Origin of the sequence: Rubrivirga litoralis (assembly GCF_031846415.1) — a bacterium.
GTDB lineage: Bacteria > Bacteroidota > Rhodothermia > Rhodothermales > Rubricoccaceae > Rubrivirga > Rubrivirga litoralis.
In genome coordinates this window covers 18,412-40,931 of the sequence record NZ_JAVRHT010000032.1, presented here as the reverse complement: position 1 = coordinate 40,931, position 22,520 = coordinate 18,412, and the positions used below count along the sequence as shown (strand labels likewise).

Sequence of the window (22,520 nt, the reverse complement as noted above, 5' to 3'; positions counted from 1 at the left end):
CCTACAGCTCGATCAGCAGCGCCGCCAGCAGCACGCCGAGGGCGTCGGCGGCCAGGTCGCGCCACGAGAACAGCGGGTGGACCTCGCGGTTCACGTCGGCCGTCTCCTTGAGGAGCCCGAGGCCCAGCGCGACGCCGGCCGAGACCGGCAGCGCGCCGTCGTCCGACAGCCCCGCCTTGTTTACGAGGACGTACTGACCGCCCAGCGTGAGCAGGAAGGATGCGCCGGCGTGGAGCGCCTTGTCGCGGCCGAGCCAGTCGTCCGCCGGGCGGGGCGGTGGGGGCGCCGCGCTCGCCGGGGCGGGGCGGCCCGTGGTGTCGGCCAGCACCTGCGCCGCGGCGCCTGGGGCGCCGACCGCCCCGCTCGCGAGGAGCGCGGCGAGAAGCACGGCGCGGGCGGGGCGGCCGGGCGTGCGCGCTCGGTCGTTCGCCGGTCCCGCCCCGCCCCGGCTCACGTGTCCGGCCGGAGCGCCGGGTCGACCTCGATCCGGTGGCCGTCCGAGAGCAGCGCGCGCATCGAGACGGCGGCGCCGCCGAACAGGACGAGCCCCGCGAGCACCATCACGACGAGGCCGGCGAGCGGGGCGGACCGGAACCGGACCGACAGGTTCTGCGACGCCTTGCCGGCGGCGACCGACACCACGCCGGCTCGGTCGGGCGTGAACTCGAAGGCCGCCGTGCCCGGCGTGAACGTCTCGCTCACGGCCGAGATCGCGCCCGGTCGGTACACGACGGTGACCGAGTCGACGGGCTCCGAGAACGTGACGTAGACAGGCTCGCCGACCGTCGGGGCCTCGGGCTCGACCGAGACCACGCTCTGGGCCAGCGCGGGCGGGGCGGCCAGGCTCGCCCCGAGGGCGACGAGGAGGACGGCGAGCAGGCGGGCGGGGTGGCGCATGGAGGCCAGGTTAACACCGCCGCCCCGCCCCCCGCTACTCCGCCCCGCCCGGGCGGTCGGCGCCCCGCCCACATCGACTGCGGGCGGGGCGGTCGACGCGAAAGAGCCAGCCTGCCGTGCAGAGAGCGGGGTGGGCCAACGCACGGGCACCGCCCCGCCCGCTAGAGCTAACGTGCAGGTAGGTACAGGGTACTCGGTACGGGGTACGTGTGCACCGAGGTCAGATCGGTCCGTACCTCGTACTCGGTACCCTGTACCCACCCGAAGGGTGCCCTAGTGCTCGAACTGGGCCACGGCCGGCTCGGCCGGCTCCGGCGCCGAGTCGCGCGACGTGAAGTACGTCGCCACGGCCAGCGTGCCCACGATCCAGGCCAGCGGGATCACGACCGGGAACCAGTCGACGGCACCCAGCGGGTAGGTCGACCCGTAGAGAGGGCCGTCGACGAGGTCGATCCACAGGTTCCACACGATGACCGTCGCCAGGATAGCCGGGATGACGAACTTGAGCAAGACGTCGAACCACGCGCCGAGCTGGAGCGCGGCGTGCTCGTTCACGAACGCCCGCAGGTTCGCGGCCCCGAACACCCACCCGAGCAGGATCGTCTCGATCAGCCCGACCGTGAGCAGGCTGTAGCCGAACGCCCAGTGGTCGAGGATGTCGAGGAAGTTGAGGCCGACCGTCCCGTTCTCGCCGAGGCCCGGGTCGACGATCATCGGGAGCGTGGCGATGAGCGAGCCGACCACGCCCGGCACGGCCACGCACGCGAGGGCCGTCGCGCGCGGCGCGCCCGTCTTGTCGATGATGGCCGAGGCCATCCCCTCGACGAGCGAGATCGCGCTCGTCACGCCGGCCATGACGATGAGGAAGAAGAACGCGAACCCAAACGCCTTCACCGCGAACGGGAACGCCGAAATCCCCTGCGGGATGACGAAGAACGAGAGCGAGATCGAGGAGCCGGCCGGGTTGAGCGAGAACGCGAAGAGCATCGAGAAGATGGCGATGCCGGCGATGTACTCGAACCCGCAGTTGAGCAGGCTCACCATGAACGAGTTGTTGACCTGGTCCGAGTCCTTGGGCAGATAGCTCGCGTAGGCCGTCATGGTGCCCAGGCCCAGCGAGAGCGAGAAGAACATCTGGCTGAAGGCGCCCTTCCACACGTCGGGCTTCGAGATGCCGGAGAGGTCGGGCGTGAACAGGTACATCACGCCGTCCGTGCCGCCCGGCAGCGTCACGCCGCGGACGATGAGGACGATCATGAACAGCCACATGAGCGGGACCGCCACGCGGACCGTCTTCTCGATCGTCTCGGTCCCCTTCCAGAGCGCCAGGAGCGTCATCGCCCAGATGGCGATCACGGCCAGCATGGGCCACCACGTGGCGAGGATCTTGAAAAAGTAGACCTGCGCGTTCGGCCCGGCCGTCGGCTCCAGGAACGGCTCGAACGGGGCCGTCGCCCCGGGCTCCATGAGCCCGCCCAGCGCCGCGACCATCATGCACAGCGCCCACCCCAAGAGCGCCACGTAGTACATCGTGATAAAGAGCGCGCTCGTCAGTGACCACCACCCGACGAACTCGCCCCGCTTGCCGACGAGCGCCCGGAGCGCCATCGGGAAGCTCCGCCCGGTCCGCGTCCCGATCGAGAACTCGGCGATCATCACCGGGATGCCCATCACGAAGAGGGCGATGAAGTAGGGGAGGTAGAACGCCCCGCCCCCGAACTGGTAGGCGTTGGAGGCGAAGAAGACGATGTTGCCGAGCCCGATCGCCGAGCCGCTCGCGGCGAGCACGAACCCGAGCTTCGAGGACCAGATGCCGCGGTCGGCGGCGTCGGACGGGGGCGGGGTGGAGTCGGCCACAGGCAGCGTGTTGTCGGAGCGTGAAGCCCGAAGCTAGCACGCCGCCCCGCCCCCGGCGGCCCGTCGTCTGCCGCCCCGCCCCGGCGCCGAGGGCGGGGCGGGCTCCCGGCCGGTCTCGGCGGGTGCTACCGGTCTCGGCGGGCGCTACCGGGCGGGGCGGGGCAGGAGCCCCTCGCCCTCCAGGATCTCGCGGGCGACGGCCAGCCGCGCCGGGACCAGGTCGGCGGCGCCCGCTCCGGCGGCCTCGGCGTTGAGCGCGAACACGACGTCGCCGTCCGGCCGCTCGACCCATCCGATGAGCCAGCCGAGGTCGGGCCGCCCCGCCCGGAGCGCGAGGCCCGTCTTGGCCCGCAGCCGCACGCCGGCCGTGTCGACGAGCACCGGCGCCAGGTCGCGGACCGCCGCCTGCGTCTCGGGCGAGAACGCGAGGGCGCCGCGGCGGAGGCCGTCCACGAACGCCACCTCCTCGTCAGCCGAGACCGCGAGCGGGCCGAGCAGCCAGAACGTCTCCACGGAGTCGCCGACGAGGCCGTTCCCGTAGGGCTCGCGCGCGAACGCCGCCCGGTACCGCCCCGCCCCGACGCGGCGCGCGACGCGCTGGTAGAGCCAGACCGTCGAGTTTCGCATCCCGTCCCGGAGCGACTGGTCGCGGTTCCACGCCGGCACGCTGCGCTCGACGCCGTCCCACGCGAACGCCGAGTCGGGGTCGCCCACGACGCCCGTTTCGAGGGCTACGAGCGCGTTGTACAGCTTGAACGTCGAGGCCGGCACGAACCGCTCGGCCGCCCGGTCCGGGTTGTAGCGGCTGGTCCGCCCCGGCGGGTTGCGCCCCGGCGGGTTGCGCCCCGGCGGGTTGCGTCCCGCTCCGGGCTCGTAGAGCACGAACGTGCCCGTGAGGCCGCGGCGCTCGAACGCCCCGCCCCAGTCGGCGCGGACCGTGTCGGCCACCCCGCCCGCTGCGGCGTGAGCCGCGGGCGGGGCGGTCGCGGGCTCGGGGCGGGGCGGCGACCCGCAGGCGGCGATAATCAGGGCGGTGAGCAGAAGACGCACGGCGGGCGGGGCGGGGTGGAGGCGACAAGCTCGTCACCCGTCATCCGTCACCCGTCATCCGTCACCCGTCACCCGTCACCCGCTCACGAGCCCTCGGGCTCCGGCACGGGCAGGACCTCGACGCGGACCTCGCCGATCCGGTTGTCCTCGACGGCCGTGACCCGGAGCCGGAGCCGCTCGTAGTCGACCTCGTCGCCGGCCGAGGGGATGTCGCCGACGAGGTGGAGGATGAGGCCGCCCAGCGTCTCGAAGTCGAACGCGCCCGTGTCCAGGTCGACGCCGACCACCTCGGCCAGGTCGTCCAGGTCGACGCGCCCCTCGGCGCGCCAGACGCCGGGCTCGACGGCGTAGACGAGCGTGTCGTCCTCGGGGCTGTCGAGCTCGTCGCGGATCTCGCCGACCACCTCTTCCAGGAGGTCCTCGAGCGTGACCAGCCCGGCCGTCCCGCCGTACTCGTCGACGGCGATCGCCATGTGCGTGTTCGTCCGCTGGAAGTCGGCGAGCATGTCGTCGAGCGGCTTGGTCGGGGGCACGTAGAGCGGCTTCCGCGCCAGGGCCACCCAGTCGGGGACGGTCGCCGCCCCGCCCTCGCCGTCGACGTGGGGGAGCAGGTCCTTGGCGTAGACCACGCCGAGCACGCTGTCGAGGTGGTCGCGGTAGAGCGGGAACCGGCTGTGGCCGCTCTCGCGGATCATGTCGAGCGCCTCGTCGAGCGAGGCGTCGGCGCTCAGCGCCGTCATGTCGACGCGGCTGACCATGACCTCGCGGACGGTCGTCTCGCCGAACTCGACGATGGAGTGGATGAGCGCCCGCTCCTCCTCCTCAAGCGAGCCCTGCGCCTCGCCCACGTCGGCCATCGTCTTGATGTCGCTCGACGAGAGCGGCTCGGCCTCGGACCGGAACCGGGCCTGGAGCCCCGAGGCCATGTTCGCGAGCAGGTCGGCGAGCGGGGCGACGGCGGCGACGAGCGGGGTGAGCAGGCCGGCCACGCGCTCGGCGAACCACACGGGCTGCCGGCTGGCGACCAGCTTTGGGGCCACCTCGCTGACGACGAGGAGGACGAACGTGAGCCCGACCACGTTGGCCACGATCGCGGCCGTCGGGCTCCACCCGAACCCCGTCGCCGCCGCCAGGACGAGCTGCGTCGACAGGATGGCCGCGCCCACGTTGACGACCGTGTTCAGGAGCAGGACGGCCACGAGCAGCCGCCGCGGCCGGTCCAGCAGCCGCGCCACGCGCGCGGACGCCGAGGACCCCGACTCGAGGAGCCCCTCGCGCTCACCGGGCGTGATCGAGAACAGCGCCACCTCGGACCCCGAGAACAGGGCGGAGAAGACGAGGAGGAGCACGAACACGCCGATCTGCACGGCCAGCGCGACGGGGCTGGGGAGCGCGTCGGCGAGGAGGGCGGCCGCGAGGGCCGGACTAGAGGCGGGGTCCAAGGCGGGAGGACCGGGCAGTGCGACGGTCGGCCCGGGGCGCGGGTGCGGCCCTGGGCGGGGTGGGGCAAACCAACCTAGCGCCGAGAGGTTCGGGCGGGGCGCCCGAACAGACGCCGGGCGGCCGCCCGGAGGCCGCCGCCCAGCGAGAGCGCGTGTCCGGCCGGATCAGAAGGGGAGGTCGTCGTCGGGCTCGAACGAGTAGTCGTCGCCGCCGCCGGCCGGGGCCTGCTGCTGCTGGGGCCGGCCGCCGCCCTGCGGGCGCCCGCCGCCGTTGCCCTGGGCGTTGCCCTGGGGCTGGCGCTGCGGGCGGGGCGACTGGTCGTAGCCGTCGTTCGAGTCGTAGCCGCCGCCACCGCCGTCGCGGCCCCCGAGCATGGTCATCTCGCGGACCTTGACCTCGGTCGTGTACCGCGAGTTGCCGTCGCGGTCCTCCCACTGTCGGGTCTGGAGCTGGCCCTCGAAGTAGACCTGGGAGCCCTTCTTGAGGTACTCGCCGCAGATTTCGGCCAGCCGCGCCCACGCGACGACCGTGTGCCACTCGGTGTTTTCGACTTGGTTGCCGTCGCGGTCCTTGTAGGACTCGGACGTGGCCAGGCGCATGTTGCAGACGGCCGTGCCGCTGCCGGTGTACCGGAGCTCGGGGTCCTGCCCGAGGTTGCCGATGAGGATGACTTTGTTGACTCCGCGTGCCATGAGGCTGGGGGGGTGCGGGGGCGGGGTGGCGCTCCCTGGAACATGAATCCGCCGGTCCGTACGTCGGCCGGCCGTTCGGGCGCCGCGGTCGGTCGACCGCGGCGGGCAAGGATAGACACCGCCGGGGCGGCGGGGTAACCGTGCGTCGGCGAAAATACCGAGCGCGGGTGCCAGCGGCGCGTCACCGCTCGAGTCCCGCCGCCCCGCCCGGGACCGCCCCGCCCGTGGCGTCGTGCGCCACCGGGCGAATGCGGACACCACGCGTGGTGTCCCTACGAATCCGCCCCGCCCGACGGTGCTGCCCGGCGGCGTTGCGTGCAACGCCGCTACGGCGGCCGCCCCGCCCCGCCCTCGCGTTCTACGGGCGGGGTGGGGCATCTTCTGCCCGCTGCCCGCTGCCCGCTGCCCGCCGACATTCCGGCCGTCTCCCGCCCCGCCCGCGTGCCGTGACCGGGCGGGGTGGGCATCTTCCGCCTTCCGCCTTCCGCCTTCCGCCTTCCGCCTTCCGCCTTCCGCCTTCCGCCTTCCGCCGTGCCCACGCCGTTCCCCTACGACCTCGACGCCCTCGGGCTGAGCGACGCCGACCGCGCCGCGGCCCACCCCGCCCTCTACGCCGACTTCGTGGCCATCGTCCGGCGGCTCCGGCGCGAGTGCCCGTGGGACCGTGAGCAGACCCACGACAGCGTAAAGCACCTGACGATCGAGGAGGCCTACGAGTTCGTCGACGCCGTCGACGCCGGCGACCCGGCCGAGATGCAGAAGGAGCTGGGCGACCTGTTCCTCCACGTCCTCTTCCACGCCCACATCGCCGAGACCGAAGGGACGTTCGACGTGGCCGACGTGATGCGGGCCGAGATGACCAAGCTCGTCCGCCGCCACCCGCACGTCTTCGGCGACGAGGTCGTGGGCGGGGCGGGCGACGTGGCCCGCACCTGGGAGGCCGTCAAGCGCGCCGAGCGGGCCGAGGCCGCGGGCGGGGCTGCCAATGGGGGCGGGGCGGAGGCGCCGTCGGCGCTCGACGGCGTGCCCGACGCGCTCCCGGCCCTGCTCCGCGCCGAGCGGGTCCAGGCCAAGGCCGCCGCCGTCGGGTTCGACTTCCCCGACGCCGAGGGCGCGTGGGCCAAGGTCGACGAGGAGGCCGCCGAGGTCCGCGCGGCGGAGACGGCGGACGCGCTCGAGGACGAGGTGGGCGACCTCCTGTTCGCCGTCGTCAACTACGCCCGGCTCCGGGGCGTCGTGCCCGAAACGGCGCTCCGCCGGACGGTCGCCAAGTTCTCGCGGCGGTTCCGCCACGTCGAGGCCGCCCTCGCCGAGCGCGGCGCCCGCCCCGCCCAGGCCGGGTTGGACACGATGGACGCGCTGTGGGACGAGGCCAAGGCCGCCGAGCGGCGGGGCGCGGCCACGGAAGGCGCCGCGGGCGGGGCGGGGTGAGGCGGGCGGCGCCTAGCGCGCGCGGAGCTAGCGCGCCCGGAGGTCGGGGAGCGCGTCGACGCCGAGGAGCGCCGCCGCCGCCTGCGACGAGTCGGCGGCGACGACCGTCCGCCCCAGCGGCTTGACGAGGCGGGCGTAGAACTTGACCGAGAACAGGATGAGCGGCCGCGTGGCGACGATGACCGTCGTGCTCCCGTCGAGCGCCTCCCGCGTCCTCCGCTCGACGTCCAGCATCGTCGGGACGTCTTTCGGGACGAGGTCGACGCTCTCGGCGAAGCGGACGTCCCAGACCTCGGTAAACCCGGGGCGCCAGTCGGCGTGGCTCGTCAGGGCGAGGCTGAGCGCGACGATGTCCGGCGCCTGCACGCGGCCCGTCGGCTGGGCGATGCCGTACTCGTGGAGCGGGAACACGGCCGTCTCGGCGTCTCGGGAAGTCACGGGCCGAAGGGGGCGGGGCGGGAAAGGGGCAAGCAGGGCGCTCCCGTAAGTACGGAGCCTGGGCGGCTCTCCCAACGGGGGACGCGTGGAGACTGCGCGATTGAAAGGCCAAGGGACGGGAAAGCGCCCGCCGCCCCGCCCCACGGTTCGGCGTGACACGCTCCTGGAAGCGCTTCGGCCGGCGTAGTGTGCGGCAACGCGTTAAGACTACGCGTCGTGCCAGTCAAAGGTGGAGGAATATGCCCGGGCGGGGTGGACGTGGCCGTCTGGGACCATAGGTTCTGCTCCAGCCGCCGATACCCCCGTCGGCGCCCGGGACGCGCACCGTGTGCGCGTCCCGCTCTTGTGCCGCCCCGCCCGCGAGCCCCGCCCCGCCCTTGACGCTCCGCCTCCCCGCCTCCTTCTCGCCCGCCGTGCTCCGCGAGGAGTGGTTCGGGAACGTCCGCGCCGACCTGCTGGCCGGCGTCGTCGTGGCCCTGGCCTTGATCCCCGAGGCCATCGCCTTCTCGATCATCGCCGGCGTGGACCCGAAGGTGGGGCTCTACGCCTCGTTCACGATCGCGGTCACGACGGCGTTCGTGGGCGGCCGGCCCGGGATGATCTCGGCGGCGACGGGCGCCATGGCGCTCCTCATGATCACGCTCGTCCGCGACTACGGGCTCGAGTACCTGTTCGCGGCGACGATCCTGACCGGCGTCATCCAGTTCGCGTTCGGGGCGTTCCGGCTGGGGCGCGTGATGAAGTTCGTGCCCAAGGCCGTCATGGTCGGGTTCGTGAACGCGCTCGCCATCCTCATCTTCATGGCGCAGCTCCCGCAGTTTGCCGGGGCGGGGTGGCCGATGTACGCGTTCGTGGCCGCCGGGCTGGCCATCATCTACGGGGTCCCGCGGCTCACGACGGCCATCCCCTCGCCGCTCATCGCGATCGTCGTGCTCACGCTCGTGTCGCTCATGACCGGGTTCGGGCTCAAGACGGTCGGCGACATGGGCGAGCTCCCGACCGAGCTCCCGTTCTTCTCGCTCCCGGCGGTCCCGTTCGCGCTGGAGACGCTGGAGATCATCTTCCCGATCTCGTTCGCGCTCGCGCTCGTGGGCCTGATCGAGTCGCTCCTGACGGCGCAGATCGTCGACGAGCGGACGGACACGGGCTCGGACAAGAACCGCGAGGCGCGCGGCCAGGGCATCGCCAACGTGATCACGGGCTTTTTCGGCGGGATGGCCGGGTGCGCCATGATCGGGCAGTCGGTCATCAACGTGTCGTCGGGCGGGCGGGGCCGGCTCTCGACGTTCTCGGCCGGCGCCTTCCTGCTCGTGTTCATCCTGGTCCTGGGCGACTGGCTGGTGATGATCCCGATGGGCGCGCTCGTGGCCGTCATGATCATGGTCTCGATCGGGACGTTCGACTGGGGCTCGATCCTCGCCATCCGCCGCGCGCCCAAGGGCGAGACGGCCGTGATGCTGGTGACCGTCGCCACGGTCGTCTACACGCACGACCTGTCGATCGGCGTGCTCGTGGGCGTCGTGCTCAGCGCGCTCCTCTTTGCGCGGGCCGTCGCCGACCACGCGTTTATGGAGGTCCGCGAGAGCTCGGGCGGGCGCGAGCACACGTACGTCGTGACCGGCCAGCTCTTTTTCGTGACGGTCAACGGCTTCCTGGAGTTCTTCGACTACGACGAGGACGTCGACCGCGTGGTCCTCGACCTGTCGCAGTCGCACGTGTGGGACGGCTCGGCCGTCGCCGCCATCGACAAGGCCGTGCTCCGCTACCGCAAGCGCGGCGTCGAGGTCGAGGTCGTCGGCCTCAATGAGCGGAGCGCGTCGCTCCTGGAGCGGCTGGGCACGCACGACAAGCCGGGCGCCGAGCTCGCGCTCCACTAGCCGCCCTGCCCCGGGCAACTCTGGGCGGGGTGGATCGCCTAGGTCCCGCCCCGCCCGCTGCGACAGACGCGTCGGTGCGAGGTGGGGCGGGGTGGATCAGACGCCGGCCGGCTCGCCGGTCTCGACCGGGCCGACCTCGCGGTAGTGCGCGAACCCGTCGTTCACGTACGCCACGTCGTAGCCGCGCGAGGCCAGGAATGCGCCCGCGACGGCCGCCCGGGCGCCGCTCTGGCAGTGGACGTAGAGCGGGGACCCGTCGGGGACCTCGTCCAGCCGGTCCGCGAGGCGGGTGTGGGCGATGTGGGCGGCGCCGGGCACGTGGCCCGCGTCGACCTCGGCTTGGCGGCGGACGTCCAGCACGGCCGCCCCGCCCGCACGGCCAGCGACGGCCTCGAAGTCGACTTCGGGGATCGCGGCCGTGTCGCCGCCGCCGTGGGCGTAGGCCGCGAGCGTCTCGTACGTGGCGTACGCCACGACCCGGTCGAGCCCGATCCGCACCAGCGCCCGGACGGCCTCGCCCACCCCGCCCTCGGGGACGACGAGCACGAGCGGCGTCTCGGGGTCGGTCACGTACGACCCGACGACGGTCGAGAACGTGGACCCGAGCGGGGCGTAGAGCGCGCCCGGCAGGTGCGCCGCCATAAACGCCGACCGATCCGGCCGCGTGTCGACGACGACGGCCCCCGCGGGCGGGGCGGCCAGCTCGTCCGGCGCGAGCGCGCGCGGCGTCGGGAGCGCCGCCAGCGGGGGGACGCCGTCGCGGTTCTGGGCCTTCATCCGCGCGAAGTACAGCGGCGGCTCGGGCTGGCCGTCCAGGATGGCCTCGACGAACGCCGGCTCGCCGCGCCGCGCCGCGTCGATGGCGCCGTTAAAGCGGCGCTCGTACCCGACCGTCGACTGGGGCACCGCCCCGAGCGCCTTCCCGCACGCGCTGCCGGCCCCGTGGGCAGGCCACACCTGAACAAAGTCGTCGAGGTCGAGAAAGCGTTGGACGGAGGCGTAGAGCTGGCGGGCGGCGGGCTCCTGCGCGCCGGCCTGGCCGGCCGCCTGCTCCAACAGGTCCGGCCGGCCGAGGTCGCCGACGAACACGAAGTCGCCTGAGAGGAGGCCCATCGGCGCGTCCGCCCCGCCCCCGTGGTCGGTCACGAGGTAGGCCAGGTGCTCGGGCGTGTGGCCCGGCGAGTAGACGGCGCGGACCTCGACGTTCCCGACGGCGAACGTGTCGCCGTCGCGCAAGAACGTGACGTCGTCGCGGCCCTCGGCCCAGTCCGAGCCCCACCCCGCGCTCTCGCCCTCGGCCGAGAGGTAGAGCCGGGCGCCGGTGCGCTCGGCGAGGTCGCGCGCGCCCGAGAGGAAGTCGGCGTGGATGTGCGTCTCGGCGACGTGCGTGATCGTCAGCCCCTCCTCGGCGGCGAGCGCGAGGACGCGGTCGACGTCGCGCTCGGGGTCGACGACGAGGGCCTCGCCCGTCTTCTGGCAGCCGACGAGGTAGGCGTACTGGGCGAGCGAGGGGTCGTGGATTTGGCGGAGCAGCATGGGTCTTTTGAGGTCGGGCGGGGCGGGGTGGAGTCGGGCAGACAGTGGCGGCCACCCCGCCCGGCGGGAGGGCGGGGCGGGGAGAGGACTAGTGGGGCAGGCGGTCGCGGAGGAGGGCGTAGGCCCAGGTGCCCGCGAGGGCGGCGGCGAGCGCGGCGGCCATGACGGTCACGCCCCCGCCCAGGAGGGCGAACAGCGGGCCGGGGCACGCGCCCAGGAGCGCCCACCCCGCCCCGAACGTGAGCCCGCCCATCCAGTAGCGGGCGCCGGGCACGCGCGAGCCGCCCCACGCCTTCGGCTGGACGGCGATGGGCTCGCCGTGGATCGTCGTGACGCCAAACCGGCGGATCGCCCAGAGCCCCAGCGCGGCCGTCGCGACGGCCGAGCCGATGACGCCGTACATGTGGAAGGACTCGAACCGGAACATCTCGTAGATGCGGAACCACGAGATCACCTGTGCCTGCGTAAACACGAGCCCGAGCGCGGCGCCGAGGGCGCCGTAGAGCGCGAGCATGAGCGGCGCGTTCCCCTCGGCAAGCGCGCGCGGGCGCAGCGCCGCGGGGACCTGCTCGGCGTCGAGGCACTCGCCGGGGTCGGACGAACCCAGCGTGGGGGGGAGGCTGGCCGCCCGGCGGGGTGCGCCGTCGCCGCGGTCGAGCGGGGTGGGGATGTCGGTGCGCATGGGCTTATCCGAGAAGGGCGGGGAGGAGGAGGTGGACGACGGCGAGGCCGCCCACGAAAAAGCCGACGACGGCGACGAGCGACGGAACCTGGAGGTCGGCGAGCCCGGAGATGGCGTGGCCGCTCGTGCAGCCGCCGGCCCACCGGGCGCCGAACCCGACGAGGAACCCGCCGCCGAGCACCATGAGCGCGCCGGCCGGCGTGGCGAGCCCTGCCCACGAGATGAGTTGGGCCGGGACGACGCCGGCGAGGTCGGTCACGCCGAGGTCCGCGAGCGCGGCGACGGTGTCGGCGGAGAGCGCGAGCGGGGCGGCTGGGTCCGCGAACACGCGGAGGCCGAGAAAGCCGCCGACGGCGATCCCGAGGGCGAAGACCAGGTTCCACGTCCCGGTGCTCCGCCAGTCGTAGCGGAGGAACGCGGGGCGGGCGCGGCCCGCCGGGAGGGCGGCGCAGGCGTGGCGGAGGTTAGCGGACAGGCCGAACACCTTGCCGCCGACGACGAGGAGGGCGGGGACGATGAGCCCGATGAGCGGGCCGGCGACGTACCAGGGGAGGGGGGAGACGGCGTTCATGGGGCAGCGCACAACTGGTTGGTTGATCGTACAACTGACCGGTTGTCCACTTGTTCTCGAAGGGACGACAAAGACCCCCGTCCCTAGCTTCCGGCTCGCCCCGACGCCCCATGCCCGACGTCCCGCTCGTCCCGTCCACGCTCCTCGATGCCGCCGCGGCCCGGTTCCGCCTGCTCGGCGACCCAACGCGGCTCCGCCTCCTGCGCGCGCTCTACGACGCCGACGAGCGGACGGTCCAGGAGCTCGCGTCCGACACCGGGCAGAGCCACGCCAACACGTCGAAGCACCTCCGCCAGCTCGCCGAGGCCGGCGTGGTGGCCGGCCGCCGCGACGGGCTCCACGTCCATTACCGGATCACCGACCCCACGCTGAGGGCGCTCTGCGACCTCGTGTGCGACGCGCTCACGGACGAGGAGGACGGGCCGGCGTCGTAAGCGGCGGCGAGCCGCCCCGCCCCGCGCTCGCCACCCCGCCCAGGGTGGCCGCTCGTCCCCGCCCCGCTCCCGTCAAAGGGGCGGGGTGGGTGCGCTCGACCTGTCCCTTGCCTGCCTCCACGACTCCGCCTACAGCGCCTCCTTGGTGCTCGGGAGCCGGTCGCCCGTCGCGTCGCGGGCGACGGCGGCGCGGAGGGCGCGGGCGGCGGCCTTGAACACGGCCTCGACCTTGTGGTGGTCGTTCCGCCCGCGCAGCACGTCCAGGTGCAGCGTGAGCCGGGCGTGCTCGGCCACGCTCCACCAGAAGTGCTCGACGAGTTCGGTCGAGAGGTCGCCGACGGTGTCGCGGCGGAAGTCTCCCTCGAACACCAGGTACGCCCGGCCCGAGAGGTCGACGACGGCACGCGCGAGGGCCTCGTCCATCGGGACCGTCGCCTCGCCGTAGCGGGCGACGTAGGTCTTGTCGCCGAGCGCCTGCCCGAGCGCGCGCCCGAGGCAGATCCCGACGTCCTCGACCGTGTGGTGGTCGTCGACGTGGAGGTCGCCCTCGGCCTCGACGGTCAGCCCGAACTGGCCGTGGCGGGCGAACAGGTCGAGCATGTGGTCGAGGAACCCGACGCCGGTCGCGTTCCGGTAGGTGCCGCCGTCGAGGTCGAGCGTGAGGCGGACGGTCGTCTCGGCGGTCTGGCGCTCGACGGTGGCGGTGCGGGCGGGGAGGTCGGGCATGCGGCGGAAGGCGGAAGGCGGAAGGCGGAAGGCGGAAGATGCCCACCCCGCCCGGCCCCGGCACGCGGGCGGGGCGGAAGACGGCCGGAAGCTCGGCGACGGGCGAGGCGGTCGCGGAGGGCGCCGCCCCGCCCGCCGCGGCGCGGCCTGACGACGGGCACCCGTAGGGACACGACGCGCCGGGTCCGACGCAGGCGCACCCCAAGGGCGGGGCGGTTCTGGACGCCGCCGCCCCGCCCGTGGCGTGGTGCGCCGCCGGGCGAATGCGGACACCACGCGCGGTGTCCCTACGAATCCGTCCCGCCCAGCGTGCCCGCCCCGCCCAGTGTGCCCGCCCACAGCATGGGCGGGGCGGGCATCTCTGCCCGCTGACACCCGACCTGTCAGCCGGCCGCCGCACTCTGTAGCGGGGCCGACCGTTTCGTACCCTGTGCCCGCCCCCGAACCGACCGCCCCGCCCGTGCCCGCCGCCCCGACCGCCGCCCCGCCCGTTGCCCCCGGATACCAGCCCGAGGCCGTGCGGCGCGCGCTCCGCGAGCACTTCGGGTTCGACGACCTCCGCCCCGGCCAGGCCGACGCGCTCCGGCCCGTCCTCGACGGTCAGGACACGCTCGTCGTCATGCCGACGGGCGCCGGCAAGAGCCTCGTCTACCAACTCGGCGCGCTCCTCAAGCCCGACGGCGTGACGGTCGTGGTCTCGCCGCTCATCGCGCTCATGAAGGACCAGGTCGACGCGCTCACGCGGCGCGGCGTGGCCGCGGCCTACGTCAACTCGTCGCAGACGGCCGACGAGCAGCGCGACGTGCTCGCGCGGCTCCGCCGGGGCGAGCTGGCCATGATCTACGCGGCGCCTGAGCGGCTCCGCGTGCCGTCGTTCCAGCGGTCGCTGCGCGAGGCGCACGTCGCGCTGCTGGCCGTCGACGAGGCCCACTGCGTGTCGCAATGGGGCCACGACTTCCGCCCCGACTACCTCAACATCGCCGCCGCCCGCGAGGCCATGGGCAGCCCGCCGTGCGTGGCGCTCACGGCCACGGCCACGTCGCGCGTCCAGGACGACATCGCGGCCCAACTCCAGCTCCGCCACCCCGCCCACCTCGTCACCGGTTTCAACCGGCCGAACCTCCGGTTCGAGGTGAAGCAGACGGCGACCAAAAAGCAGAAGCGCCGCGTGCTGAAGCAGTTCCTGGACGAGCACCAGGGCGAGGCCGGGCTCATCTACGTCGGCACGCGGAAGGACTGCGAGGCCGTGGCCCAGTTCGTCCGCGACGAGACGGGCCGCCCGTGCGAGGCCTACCACGCCGGGCTCCCCGACGCCGAGAGGAGCCACGTCCAGGAGCAGTTTATCGCGGGGCGCCTCGACACGGTCGTCGCCACGAACGCGTTCGGGATGGGCGTCGACCGCGGCGACGTCCGGTTCGTGGCCCACTGGTCGATCCCCTCGAACCTCGAAGCCTACTACCAGGAGGCGGGGCGGGCGGGGCGGGACGGGCGGCCCGCGACGGCGCTCCTGCTCTACGCGCCGCAGGACCGCCAGCTCAAAGAGTGGTTTATCGAGCAGGGCGCGCCCACCGTCGACGACCTCCGCCGCGTCTGGGGCTACGTCAAGCGCGCCGCCAAGAACGCGGCCCCGCCCGAGGACGGCGAGCGCGCCGAGACGGACGGCGACTTCCTGCTCCGCATGTCGGACGCGCTCGGCATCCACGGGGCCAAGCTCCCCAACGTGCTCAGCCGGCTCCGCCGGGCCGGGGCGCTCGCCGAGCGCGAGGACCGGATGGGGGCGGGGCGGTGGGTGCCGCAGGCGTGGGACGCCACGGCCGTCAGCCAGGCGCTCAAGTCCATCGAGAAGCACAGCGGCGACCAGTCGGCCAGCCTCCTCGGCATCGTCCGCTACGCGCAGTCGTCGGACTGCCGGCGCCGCACGATCCTCGACCACTTCGGCGACGACGCGGCGACGGACGTCGACCCGGCCGAGTGCTGCGACGCCTGCCGCACGAACGCCCGCCTCAAGGGCGACGCGCCGGACGAGCTCCCGGACTGGGACGCGCTGCCCATGAACTCGCGCGTGGCGCTGGGGCTCTTGGACGCCGTCCGCCGCCTGCGGTGGCCGGTCGGCCGCGTCACGCTCGCCAAGATCCTGGCCGGGTCGAAGGCCAAGGGCATGGACAAGTACGAGCGGCACCCGTACTACGGCCGGCTCCAGACGATCGGCCAGGGCGCCGCCGACGGCATCTACAAGGACCTCCTGCTCAAGGGCTACCTCCGCATCGGCGGCGACGAGTACCCGGTCATCGAGCTCACGCCGCTGGGCGACCAGGCGCTCGACCACCGCGAGGCCATTGACGTCGAGGTCCCCGCCTTCGGCTCGGGCCGTCGCTCGGGCGGGGCGGCGCGGTCCTCGGGCGGCGTAGAGGCCGACGACCTGAGCGCCGAGGACGAGGCCCTCTTCGAGACCCTCCGCGCGTGGCGGACGGAGCAGGCGACCGAAAAGGCCGTCCCGCCCTACGTCGTCTTCAACGACAAGACGCTCCGCGCGCTCGCCGCGCACCGCCCGACGACGGACGCCGAGATGCTGGCGGTCAAGGGCGTCGGCCCGGCCAAGTGGGACGCCTACGGGGCGGACGTGCTGCGGATCGTGGCGGAGGCGGCCTGACCGCCCCGCCCGGGGAGCGCGTTTCTCCACCCCGCCCCCGCGCTCTGGGCGGGGAGGCTCGTGCAGGAGCGAGGGGCCTTCTGCTTTATCGGCGTACAGACTGGGCAGGGCGGGAAGAGTCCCCCTCCTAGCCAGGAGGGGATAGGGGTGGTTGTCGAATCGAGCGCCGGTCTCCCCCTCCACGCGAGAGACCTCTTGCCGCTGCACTCTGGGGCCGTGCGAGGCGGGAGGCACCCGGGGCGGGGCGGCGAGCGGCACCGCCCCGCCCCCGCGTCCGCCGCTGGCGCGGGCCTGGACCGGGCGGGGTGGCGATGGCACTTCTCCGCCGGCCGCGCGTCCCCGCTGCCCGCGCCCACACCCGCCATGCCCGACGACCGCGCCGCCGCCCTCCGCCGCGCCCTCGACCGCTTTCCCGCCTCGGTCTTCCACTTTGACCCGCGCATCCGCGAGGGGTGGCTGTCCGACCGCTACTTCGTCCGGGCCGCCGCCACGCTCGACCAGGCCGGCCGCGATCCGCACGTGACGATGCAGGTGTTTTCCAAGCGGGCGGGCGTCGTCGCCGGGGCGTTCGAGGGCGTGCGGCTGATCGAGACGCAGCTTGCCGACGGGTACGCGCCGTCGTCCGTGGCCGTCGACACGCTGCTCGACGGCGACTCGGTCGAGCCGTGGGAGACCGTGATGCTCCTCCGCGGGCCGTACCGGGCCTTCGCCCACCTCGAAACGCCGCTCCTGGGCACGCTCGCCCGCCGCTCGCTCGTGGCCTCGAACGTGCGGCGCGTGATCGACGCGGCGGCCGGCAAGCCGGTCATCTTCATGGGCGCCCGCCACGACGACTGGCGCGTGCAGACGCCGGACGGCTACGCCGCGATGGTGGGCGGGGCGGGGAGCGTGTCGAGCGACGCGGGCGGCGCGTGGTGGGGCGGGCGCGGGGCCGGGACGATGCCGCACGCGCTCATCGCGGCGTTCGGCGGCGACGTGGTCGAGGCGACGCTCGCCTTTACCCGGTACGTCCGCGCGCACGAGCCGAGCGTGGGCGTGGTCAGCCTCGTGGACTACCGCAACGACGTCGTCGCCGACGCGCTCGCGGTCGCCCGAGCGATGCGGGAGGCGTTCGGGGACGGCGCGCTCAGCGGCGTCCGCGTGGACACGAGCGAGAAGCTCGTCGACCGCTCGCTGGCCGAGCGCGCGCGCCGGGAGCCCGACGCGGCGCTCACCGGCGTCAACCCGCCCCTCGTGCGGCGGCTCCGCGAGGCGCTCGACGGGGAAGGCTTCGAGGCGGTCGGCATCATCGCCAGCGGCGGGTTCACGCCGCACAAGATCGAGCGGTTCGAGCAGGCCGGCGTGCCGGTCGCCGGCTACGGAGTCGGGTCGAGCCTGCTCGGGCACAACAAGGGCGAGGCCGACGGCCTCCTCGCGTCGTTCGACTTTACGGCCGACGTCGTAGAGCTCGACGGTCGGCCGGAGAGCAAGGTCGGCCGCGAGCTCCGGCCCAACGACCGGCTGGTCCCCGTCGAGTGGGCCTGACGGAGCGCGGCGCGGGCGGGGCGGTCTCGGAGGGCGCTGCTGGAACGTCGGCAGACGAGCGGGGCGGGGCGGTCAGTCTCCGGCGAGTCGGGCGAGCGCGTCCCACACCGCCCCGCCCACGGCCGGGTCGGCGGCCTGGCCCGGCGGCGCGGCCTCGTGGGGGCCGCGGAACCGCCCGCGCGTGACCCAGCGGCCCGTGCGCTGGCCGTAGCGCGGGGCCGTCGCGAGGAGGAACGGGCTCTCAGCGCCCTGCTCCGGCGAGAGGTAGAGGGGCGACGCCGCCTGCGCGAGCAGCCCCACGACGCCGCCCACGCCCCCGAACACGCCCGTGCGGACGACGCCCGGGTGGCAGGCGTTGGCCGTCACGCCCGCGCCTTCCAGGCGCCGCGCGAGCTCTAGCGTCCAGACCGTGGCGACCAGCTTGCTCTGGGCGTAGGCGCGGATCGACGAGTAGCGCTCGCGGCCCGTGCCGCGGAGCACCTCGGCCACGCCCTCCGGGCTCGCCGCCGGCAGGCGGGCCGCCTTCTGGGCCTCGCTGGAGACGGTGACGACGCGGGCGCCGTCGTGATCGGCCGCCGTGCGTTCCAGGAGCGGGCGGAGCGCCTCCGTGAGCACGAACGGCGCGAGCGCGTTGACGGCCACCGTCATCTCCGCCCCGCCCGCCGTCCGCTCCCGCGACGGCCGCACGAGCCCCGCGTTGTGGACGAGCACGTCGAGCCGGTCGGTCGCCTCGCGGACGCTGTCGGCCAGGCGTCGGACGGCGTCGGGGTTCGCGAGGTCGGCCTGGAACGCCTCGTGCGGGGCGCCGACGTCCATCCTGGCGTGCGCCCGCGCGAGCTTGTCGCCGTCTCGGCCGTGCAGGAGCACGCGCCACCCCGCCCGGCCCAGCTTCTGGGCGAGCGCGAGCCCGACGCCGCCGTTGGAGCCGGTGACGAGCGCCGTCGGCCGGTCGGCAAGGTCGACCGCGGGGGCGGGGCGGCGAGAGGGTTCGAGGCGCGGGTCGGTCTCCACGGGCGGGGCGGCGGGCGGGGCGGTCTAGGACGGCGCGGGCGGGGCGGAGTTGCTCTGTGTGGGTTCGAGGTTGCTTGGTTCGGGCGGGGCGGTGGACAACGCGGGGACAACCACCCCGCCCCGCCCTTGACACTGCGGGCGGGGCGGCCGTCATCTTTGCTGAACCCTGAACCCTGAACCCTGAACCCTGAACCCTGAACCCTGAACCCTGAACCCTGCCCCGTGCCGCGCGGATGTCACAGCGCCCCCGTTACCTTGGTCCCGAACGTCCCCCCACGCACGCTATGGCAGAAGTTCAGAACCGCCCGGTCGCCGCAGACACGTACACCGGCGCCGACATCCAGGTCCTGGAGGGCCTGGAGCCCGTCCGCAAGCGGCCCGGCATGTACATCGGCGGCACCGGCAAGGCCGGGCTCCACCACCTCGTCTGGGAGATCGTCGACAACGCGGTCGACGAGGCCACGAATGGCTACGCGACCCAGATCGAGGTCGTCCTGCACCGCGACGGGCGGACCGTCTCGGTGAGCGACAACGGCCGCGGCATCCCGGTCGACAAGCACCCGACGAAAAAGGTGCCGGCGCTCCAGGTCATCCTCACCACGCTCCACGCCGGCGGCAAGTTCGACGGGTCCAGCTACGTCACCTCGGGCGGGCTGCACGGCGTCGGGTCGTCGGTCGTGAACGCGCTCAGCGAAAGCCTCGTGGCGCAGGTCAAGCGCGACGGCAAGCTCTACGAGCAGCGGTACGCGCGCGGGCTCCCGGTCTCGAAGCTGAAGACGCTCCGCCAGAACGTCCGCGGGAGCGGTACGACGATCACGTTCACGCCGGACCCCGAGATCTTCGAGACGACCGACCTCGACGCCGAGACCATCAAGGGCAACCTGGAGGTCAAGACGTACCTCAACGGGGCGCTCCGGATCGTGTTCAAGGACGAGAAGGCCGGCGAACGCGTCGAGTACCACCACGAGGGCGGCATCGTCGAGTACCTCGACCACCTGGTGAAAGAGGCCGAGACGCGGCGCGTCCACCCCGACCCGTTCGTGATCCGCCAGGACGAGCTCGCCGACGGCCTCCGCACCGAGATCTGCTTTGTGTGGACCGAGGCGCCGCGCGAGCAGATCACGTCGTTCGTCAACGGCATCCCCACGCGCGACGGCGGGACGCACGAGCAGGGGCTGAAGGACGGCGTGACCAAGGCCGTCCGCAACTACATCGAGACGCACGACCTGGGCCAGCGCAAGCTCGAGCTCACGGCCGACGACGTCCGCGAGGGGCTCGTCGCCGTCGTCAACCTGTACCACGTCGACCCGCAGTTCCAGGGGCAGACGAAGGAGAAGCTGAACAACCCCGAGGTGCGAAGCGCGGTGAGTGGCGCCTTCCGCACCGAGTTCGAGCAGTACCTCAACGCCCACCCCTCGACGGCCGAGGCGATCGTGGCGCGCGTGATCCAGGCGGCCAAGGCGCGGCAGGCCTCGCGCGCCGCGGCGTCGAGCGTCCGCCGCAAGAGCGCCGTCAGCCACCGGCTCAACCTCCCGGGCAAGCTCGCCGACTGCGCCTCGACGGACCCGTCGGAGAGCGAGCTGTTCGTGGTCGAGGGCGACTCGGCCGGCGGCTCCGCCAAGCAGGGCCGCGACCGGACCACGCAGGCCATCCTCCCGCTCCGCGGCAAGGTCCTCAACGCCGAGCAGGCGACGAAGGCCAAGGTGCTCGCCAACAAGGAGCTCTCGAACATCGTCGACGCCCTGGGCTGCGGCGTGGGCGAGGACCTCGACCTGACCAAGCTTCGCTACCACAAGCTGATCTTGCTGATGGACGCCGACGCGGACGGCCTCCACATCGCGACGCTCCTGCTCACGTTCCTCTACCGCTACCTCCGCCCGCTCGTCGACGGCGGCTACGTCTACGTCGCGCAGCCCCCGCTCTTCCGCGTCGACGCGCTCAAGGAGACGCACTGGGCGCTCGACGAGGCCGACCGAGACAAGATCGTCCGACGGATCCAGAAGAAGAACCCCCGCACGACGATCGAAGTCCAACGCTTCAAGGGGCTGGGCGAGATGATGCCGCAGACGCTCAACGAGACGACGCTCGACCCGGCCAAGCGCCGGCTCCTCCGGGTCACGATCCCCGACGACGCCCGCGTGGCGACGGAGCTGGCGATCTCGGACCTCATGGGCAAGGACGCGGCGCCCCGCTTCCGGTTCATCATGGAGCAGGCGGCGACCGTCGAGGACCTCGATGTCTAGGCCGCCCCGCTCCGATGACGGCCGCCCCGCCCAGGGCGACGACCGCCCCGCCCGCGACGCCGGGTGGGGCGGGAACAGCCGGGGCGGGGTGGTGCGTGATTCGGCGTACTGGCTGAGCCGCCCTGTCGCCGAGCGGCTGGCTGAGGTCGAGCGCCTTCGGCGGGAGCGACACGGGCCGGAATACGGCAACCTCCAGATGGACACGTCCCATTGGGTCGTCTGGCAAGACGGCCGGGTCGTCGACGGCTCCGACTGGCGCGTGCGGGGGGATGACCCGGTCTGAACGCCTCGGTCTAACCGCCCTCGCGGGCGGGGTGGGGCTCGCGCTCACGAACGTCCTCGCGTGGGCGCTCGGGCGGGGCGTGGGCGTGTGGCGGCCGGCGCTCTCGGGGCTCCTGATGGTGGTCGGGCTGGCGCTGCTGGCCGTTGAGGTCGTCCGCGCGCGGCGGGACGCGAGCGAGGGCGGGGCGGGGGAGTAGGGCGGGCAGCCCGGGGCTCAGCCGGCGGCGTGAGCGGCTTGGATGGCGATGTAAATCCCGTAGCTAAAAGCGGCGACCATGAACAAGCCGAAGTAGAAGACCAGGGCGACTGTCATCGAGAGTCCGGCTAGGGCAAGCGTGCCCGGGTGGCGATCGTCCACGAACTGCGCCACGCCCCACACGGCGTAGACCAGGTACAGGACGAAGCTGAGCATTCCGATCCACGACAGTCCCGTCAACGCCATGAGCGGGGTGAGGACGAGGGCGCTTGGGAGGACGACGGCGGCCTCGACGTAGGCGGCGAAGACGGCGTATTCCGCGACGGTCCGACCCCGGTCGCCGAGGAGCCACCGGAGGAGCCCCGCGAATGGGAGGATGACGAGGACGGAGAAGTACGCGCCGTAGGTGTAGAGCACTCGCACCACCTCCGACATCACGCTGACGACGTCATCCATCTCCGACGTCATCTCGTCTCCGGCTGGCATCTGCGCTTCCATCTGCGCCCGCATCACCGCCTGAAGCGGCTCGTCGAGGAGCCCCGCGACCACAGCGTACACCGCGTACAGCACGAACAGCAGCGTGATCGGGTGCGTGTACGTCTGCCGCCGGCCCTCCACGAACGCCCGCGCGACGTACCCGGGCCGGAGCACCACGTCGAGGAGCGTCCGCCCGAGCCCGCGGTCGAGGTTCAGCCGGCGGACCCGGAAGTCGTGCCACAGCGAGCGGAACGTGAGCCGGTCCGCCACCGACTCGTGTTGGCCGCAGGCGTGGCAGTAGGCGCCGACCCGCCCCGCCCCGCACTGGAGGCAGTCGACGTCCCGTTCGGGGACGGGGTGGCCTGCCGTGGCGGCGAGGGCGGGCGGGGCGGTGTCGATCAAGGCGCTCTCCGTGAGTGGCCTGTGAAGATGCGGGGCGGGGCGGCCCGCGTCAAGGCGCCGCCCCGCCCGCGCCTCCGCTGGGCGTGGGCGGGGCGGTCCCT

Annotated in this window: 22 protein-coding genes; 9 read left to right on the top strand and 13 right to left on the bottom strand. The window is 73.5% G+C overall.

The window, feature by feature from the left end; all coding sequences use genetic code 11:
* Position 1: 1 nt before the first annotated feature.
* The 6 genes from RM540_RS12670 to RM540_RS12645 form a co-directional block, all read right to left on the bottom strand.
* Positions 2-388, bottom strand: a complete 387-nt coding sequence (locus tag RM540_RS12670) for a hypothetical protein (protein WP_311664653.1) — start codon at positions 386-388, stop codon at positions 2-4.
* 62 nt (positions 389-450) lie between these two features.
* Positions 451-897, bottom strand: coding sequence for a hypothetical protein (locus RM540_RS12665; RefSeq protein WP_311664652.1), 447 nt, complete (start codon positions 895-897; stop codon positions 451-453).
* A 273-nt stretch (positions 898-1,170) separates the two neighbouring features.
* A complete protein-coding gene (locus RM540_RS12660; RefSeq protein WP_311664650.1) occupies positions 1,171-2,754 on the bottom strand; it encodes an SLC5/6 family protein in 1,584 nt (527 codons plus the stop codon).
* 144 nt (positions 2,755-2,898) lie between these two features.
* Complete coding sequence (locus RM540_RS12655) at positions 2,899-3,804, bottom strand: penicillin-binding transpeptidase domain-containing protein (RefSeq protein WP_311664648.1); 906 nt, start codon at positions 3,802-3,804, stop codon at positions 2,899-2,901.
* Between the two features lie 83 nt (positions 3,805-3,887).
* Positions 3,888-5,246, bottom strand: coding sequence for a hemolysin family protein (locus RM540_RS12650; protein WP_311664646.1), 1,359 nt, complete (start codon positions 5,244-5,246; stop codon positions 3,888-3,890).
* A 165-nt stretch (positions 5,247-5,411) separates the two neighbouring features.
* On the bottom strand, positions 5,412-5,939 hold the full coding sequence (locus RM540_RS12645; RefSeq protein WP_311664644.1) for a single-stranded DNA-binding protein: 528 nt from the start codon (positions 5,937-5,939) through the stop codon (positions 5,412-5,414).
* 531 nt (positions 5,940-6,470) lie between these two features.
* On the opposite strand from RM540_RS12645, the gene mazG reads away from it, so the two are divergent.
* Positions 6,471-7,370, top strand: coding sequence for a nucleoside triphosphate pyrophosphohydrolase (gene mazG / locus RM540_RS12640; protein ID WP_311664642.1), 900 nt, complete (start codon positions 6,471-6,473; stop codon positions 7,368-7,370).
* A gap of 27 nt (positions 7,371-7,397) precedes the next feature.
* Here the strand turns inward: mazG and RM540_RS12635 are convergent, their stop codons facing one another.
* Positions 7,398-7,808, bottom strand: coding sequence for a hypothetical protein (locus RM540_RS12635; RefSeq protein WP_311664640.1), 411 nt, complete (start codon positions 7,806-7,808; stop codon positions 7,398-7,400).
* Positions 7,809-8,185: 377 nt separating this feature from the next.
* On the opposite strand from RM540_RS12635, the gene RM540_RS12630 reads away from it, so the two are divergent.
* A complete protein-coding gene (locus tag RM540_RS12630) occupies positions 8,186-9,685 on the top strand; it encodes a SulP family inorganic anion transporter (protein ID WP_311664638.1) in 1,500 nt (499 codons plus the stop codon).
* A 96-nt stretch (positions 9,686-9,781) separates the two neighbouring features.
* On the opposite strand, the gene RM540_RS12625 is transcribed toward RM540_RS12630, so the two are convergent.
* The 3 genes from RM540_RS12625 to RM540_RS12615 all read right to left on the bottom strand — a co-directional run bounded on the left by RM540_RS12625 (position 9,782) and on the right by RM540_RS12615 (position 12,474).
* Positions 9,782-11,221 carry a rhodanese-like domain-containing protein gene (locus RM540_RS12625; RefSeq protein WP_311664636.1) on the bottom strand — a complete coding sequence of 480 codons (1,440 nt, stop codon included), beginning with the start codon at positions 11,219-11,221 and terminating at the stop codon, positions 9,782-9,784.
* An 88-nt stretch (positions 11,222-11,309) separates the two neighbouring features.
* A complete protein-coding gene (locus RM540_RS12620; protein ID WP_311664634.1) occupies positions 11,310-11,903 on the bottom strand; it encodes a YeeE/YedE family protein in 594 nt (197 codons plus the stop codon).
* 4 nt (positions 11,904-11,907) lie between these two features.
* Complete coding sequence (locus RM540_RS12615) at positions 11,908-12,474, bottom strand: YeeE/YedE family protein (RefSeq protein ID WP_311664632.1); 567 nt, start codon at positions 12,472-12,474, stop codon at positions 11,908-11,910.
* Between the two features lie 110 nt (positions 12,475-12,584).
* On the opposite strand from RM540_RS12615, the gene RM540_RS12610 reads away from it, so the two are divergent.
* Entirely contained in the window at positions 12,585-12,908 is a 324-nt protein-coding gene (locus tag RM540_RS12610; protein WP_311664629.1) for an ArsR/SmtB family transcription factor, read from the top strand.
* 129 nt (positions 12,909-13,037) lie between these two features.
* Here RM540_RS12610 and hisB read toward each other — a convergent pair whose 3' ends face one another.
* Positions 13,038-13,634 (bottom strand): imidazoleglycerol-phosphate dehydratase HisB, encoded by a 597-nt coding sequence (gene hisB / locus RM540_RS12605; protein ID WP_311664627.1) that lies wholly within the window; start codon positions 13,632-13,634, stop codon positions 13,038-13,040.
* Positions 13,635-13,672: 38 nt separating this feature from the next.
* Here hisB and RM540_RS12600 point away from each other — a divergent pair, with 38 nt between their 5' ends.
* The 3 genes from RM540_RS12600 to RM540_RS12590 all read left to right on the top strand — a co-directional run bounded on the left by RM540_RS12600 (position 13,673) and on the right by RM540_RS12590 (position 17,808).
* Positions 13,673-13,801 carry a hypothetical protein gene (locus RM540_RS12600; RefSeq protein ID WP_311664625.1) on the top strand — a complete coding sequence of 43 codons (129 nt, stop codon included), beginning with the start codon at positions 13,673-13,675 and terminating at the stop codon, positions 13,799-13,801.
* A 263-nt stretch (positions 13,802-14,064) separates the two neighbouring features.
* Positions 14,065-16,284 (top strand): RecQ family ATP-dependent DNA helicase, encoded by a 2,220-nt coding sequence (locus tag RM540_RS12595; protein ID WP_311664623.1) that lies wholly within the window; start codon positions 14,065-14,067, stop codon positions 16,282-16,284.
* Between the two features lie 363 nt (positions 16,285-16,647).
* Entirely contained in the window at positions 16,648-17,808 is a 1,161-nt protein-coding gene (locus tag RM540_RS12590) for a nicotinate phosphoribosyltransferase (RefSeq protein WP_311664621.1), read from the top strand.
* Positions 17,809-17,880: 72 nt separating this feature from the next.
* Here the strand turns inward: RM540_RS12590 and RM540_RS12585 are convergent, their stop codons facing one another.
* Positions 17,881-18,819 carry an SDR family NAD(P)-dependent oxidoreductase gene (locus tag RM540_RS12585; protein WP_311664619.1) on the bottom strand — a complete coding sequence of 313 codons (939 nt, stop codon included), beginning with the start codon at positions 18,817-18,819 and terminating at the stop codon, positions 17,881-17,883.
* A gap of 284 nt (positions 18,820-19,103) precedes the next feature.
* Between RM540_RS12585 and RM540_RS12580 the strand changes: the two genes are divergently transcribed.
* The 3 genes from RM540_RS12580 to RM540_RS12570 are packed head-to-tail and all read left to right on the top strand — an operon-like array spanning position 19,104 to position 21,541.
* On the top strand, positions 19,104-21,062 hold the full coding sequence (locus tag RM540_RS12580) for a DNA gyrase/topoisomerase IV subunit B (RefSeq protein WP_311664617.1): 1,959 nt from the start codon (positions 19,104-19,106) through the stop codon (positions 21,060-21,062).
* Positions 21,055-21,345, top strand: coding sequence for a hypothetical protein (locus RM540_RS12575; RefSeq protein WP_311664615.1), 291 nt, complete (start codon positions 21,055-21,057; stop codon positions 21,343-21,345). Before RM540_RS12580 ends, RM540_RS12575 begins: the two co-directional genes overlap by 8 nt.
* Complete coding sequence (locus RM540_RS12570; protein WP_311664612.1) at positions 21,332-21,541, top strand: hypothetical protein; 210 nt, start codon at positions 21,332-21,334, stop codon at positions 21,539-21,541. Before RM540_RS12575 ends, RM540_RS12570 begins: the two co-directional genes overlap by 14 nt.
* Positions 21,542-21,558: 17 nt before the next feature.
* Here RM540_RS12570 and RM540_RS12565 read toward each other — a convergent pair whose 3' ends face one another.
* A complete protein-coding gene (locus tag RM540_RS12565) occupies positions 21,559-22,419 on the bottom strand; it encodes a DUF3667 domain-containing protein (protein WP_311664610.1) in 861 nt (286 codons plus the stop codon).
* Positions 22,420-22,520: the final 101 nt, after the last annotated feature.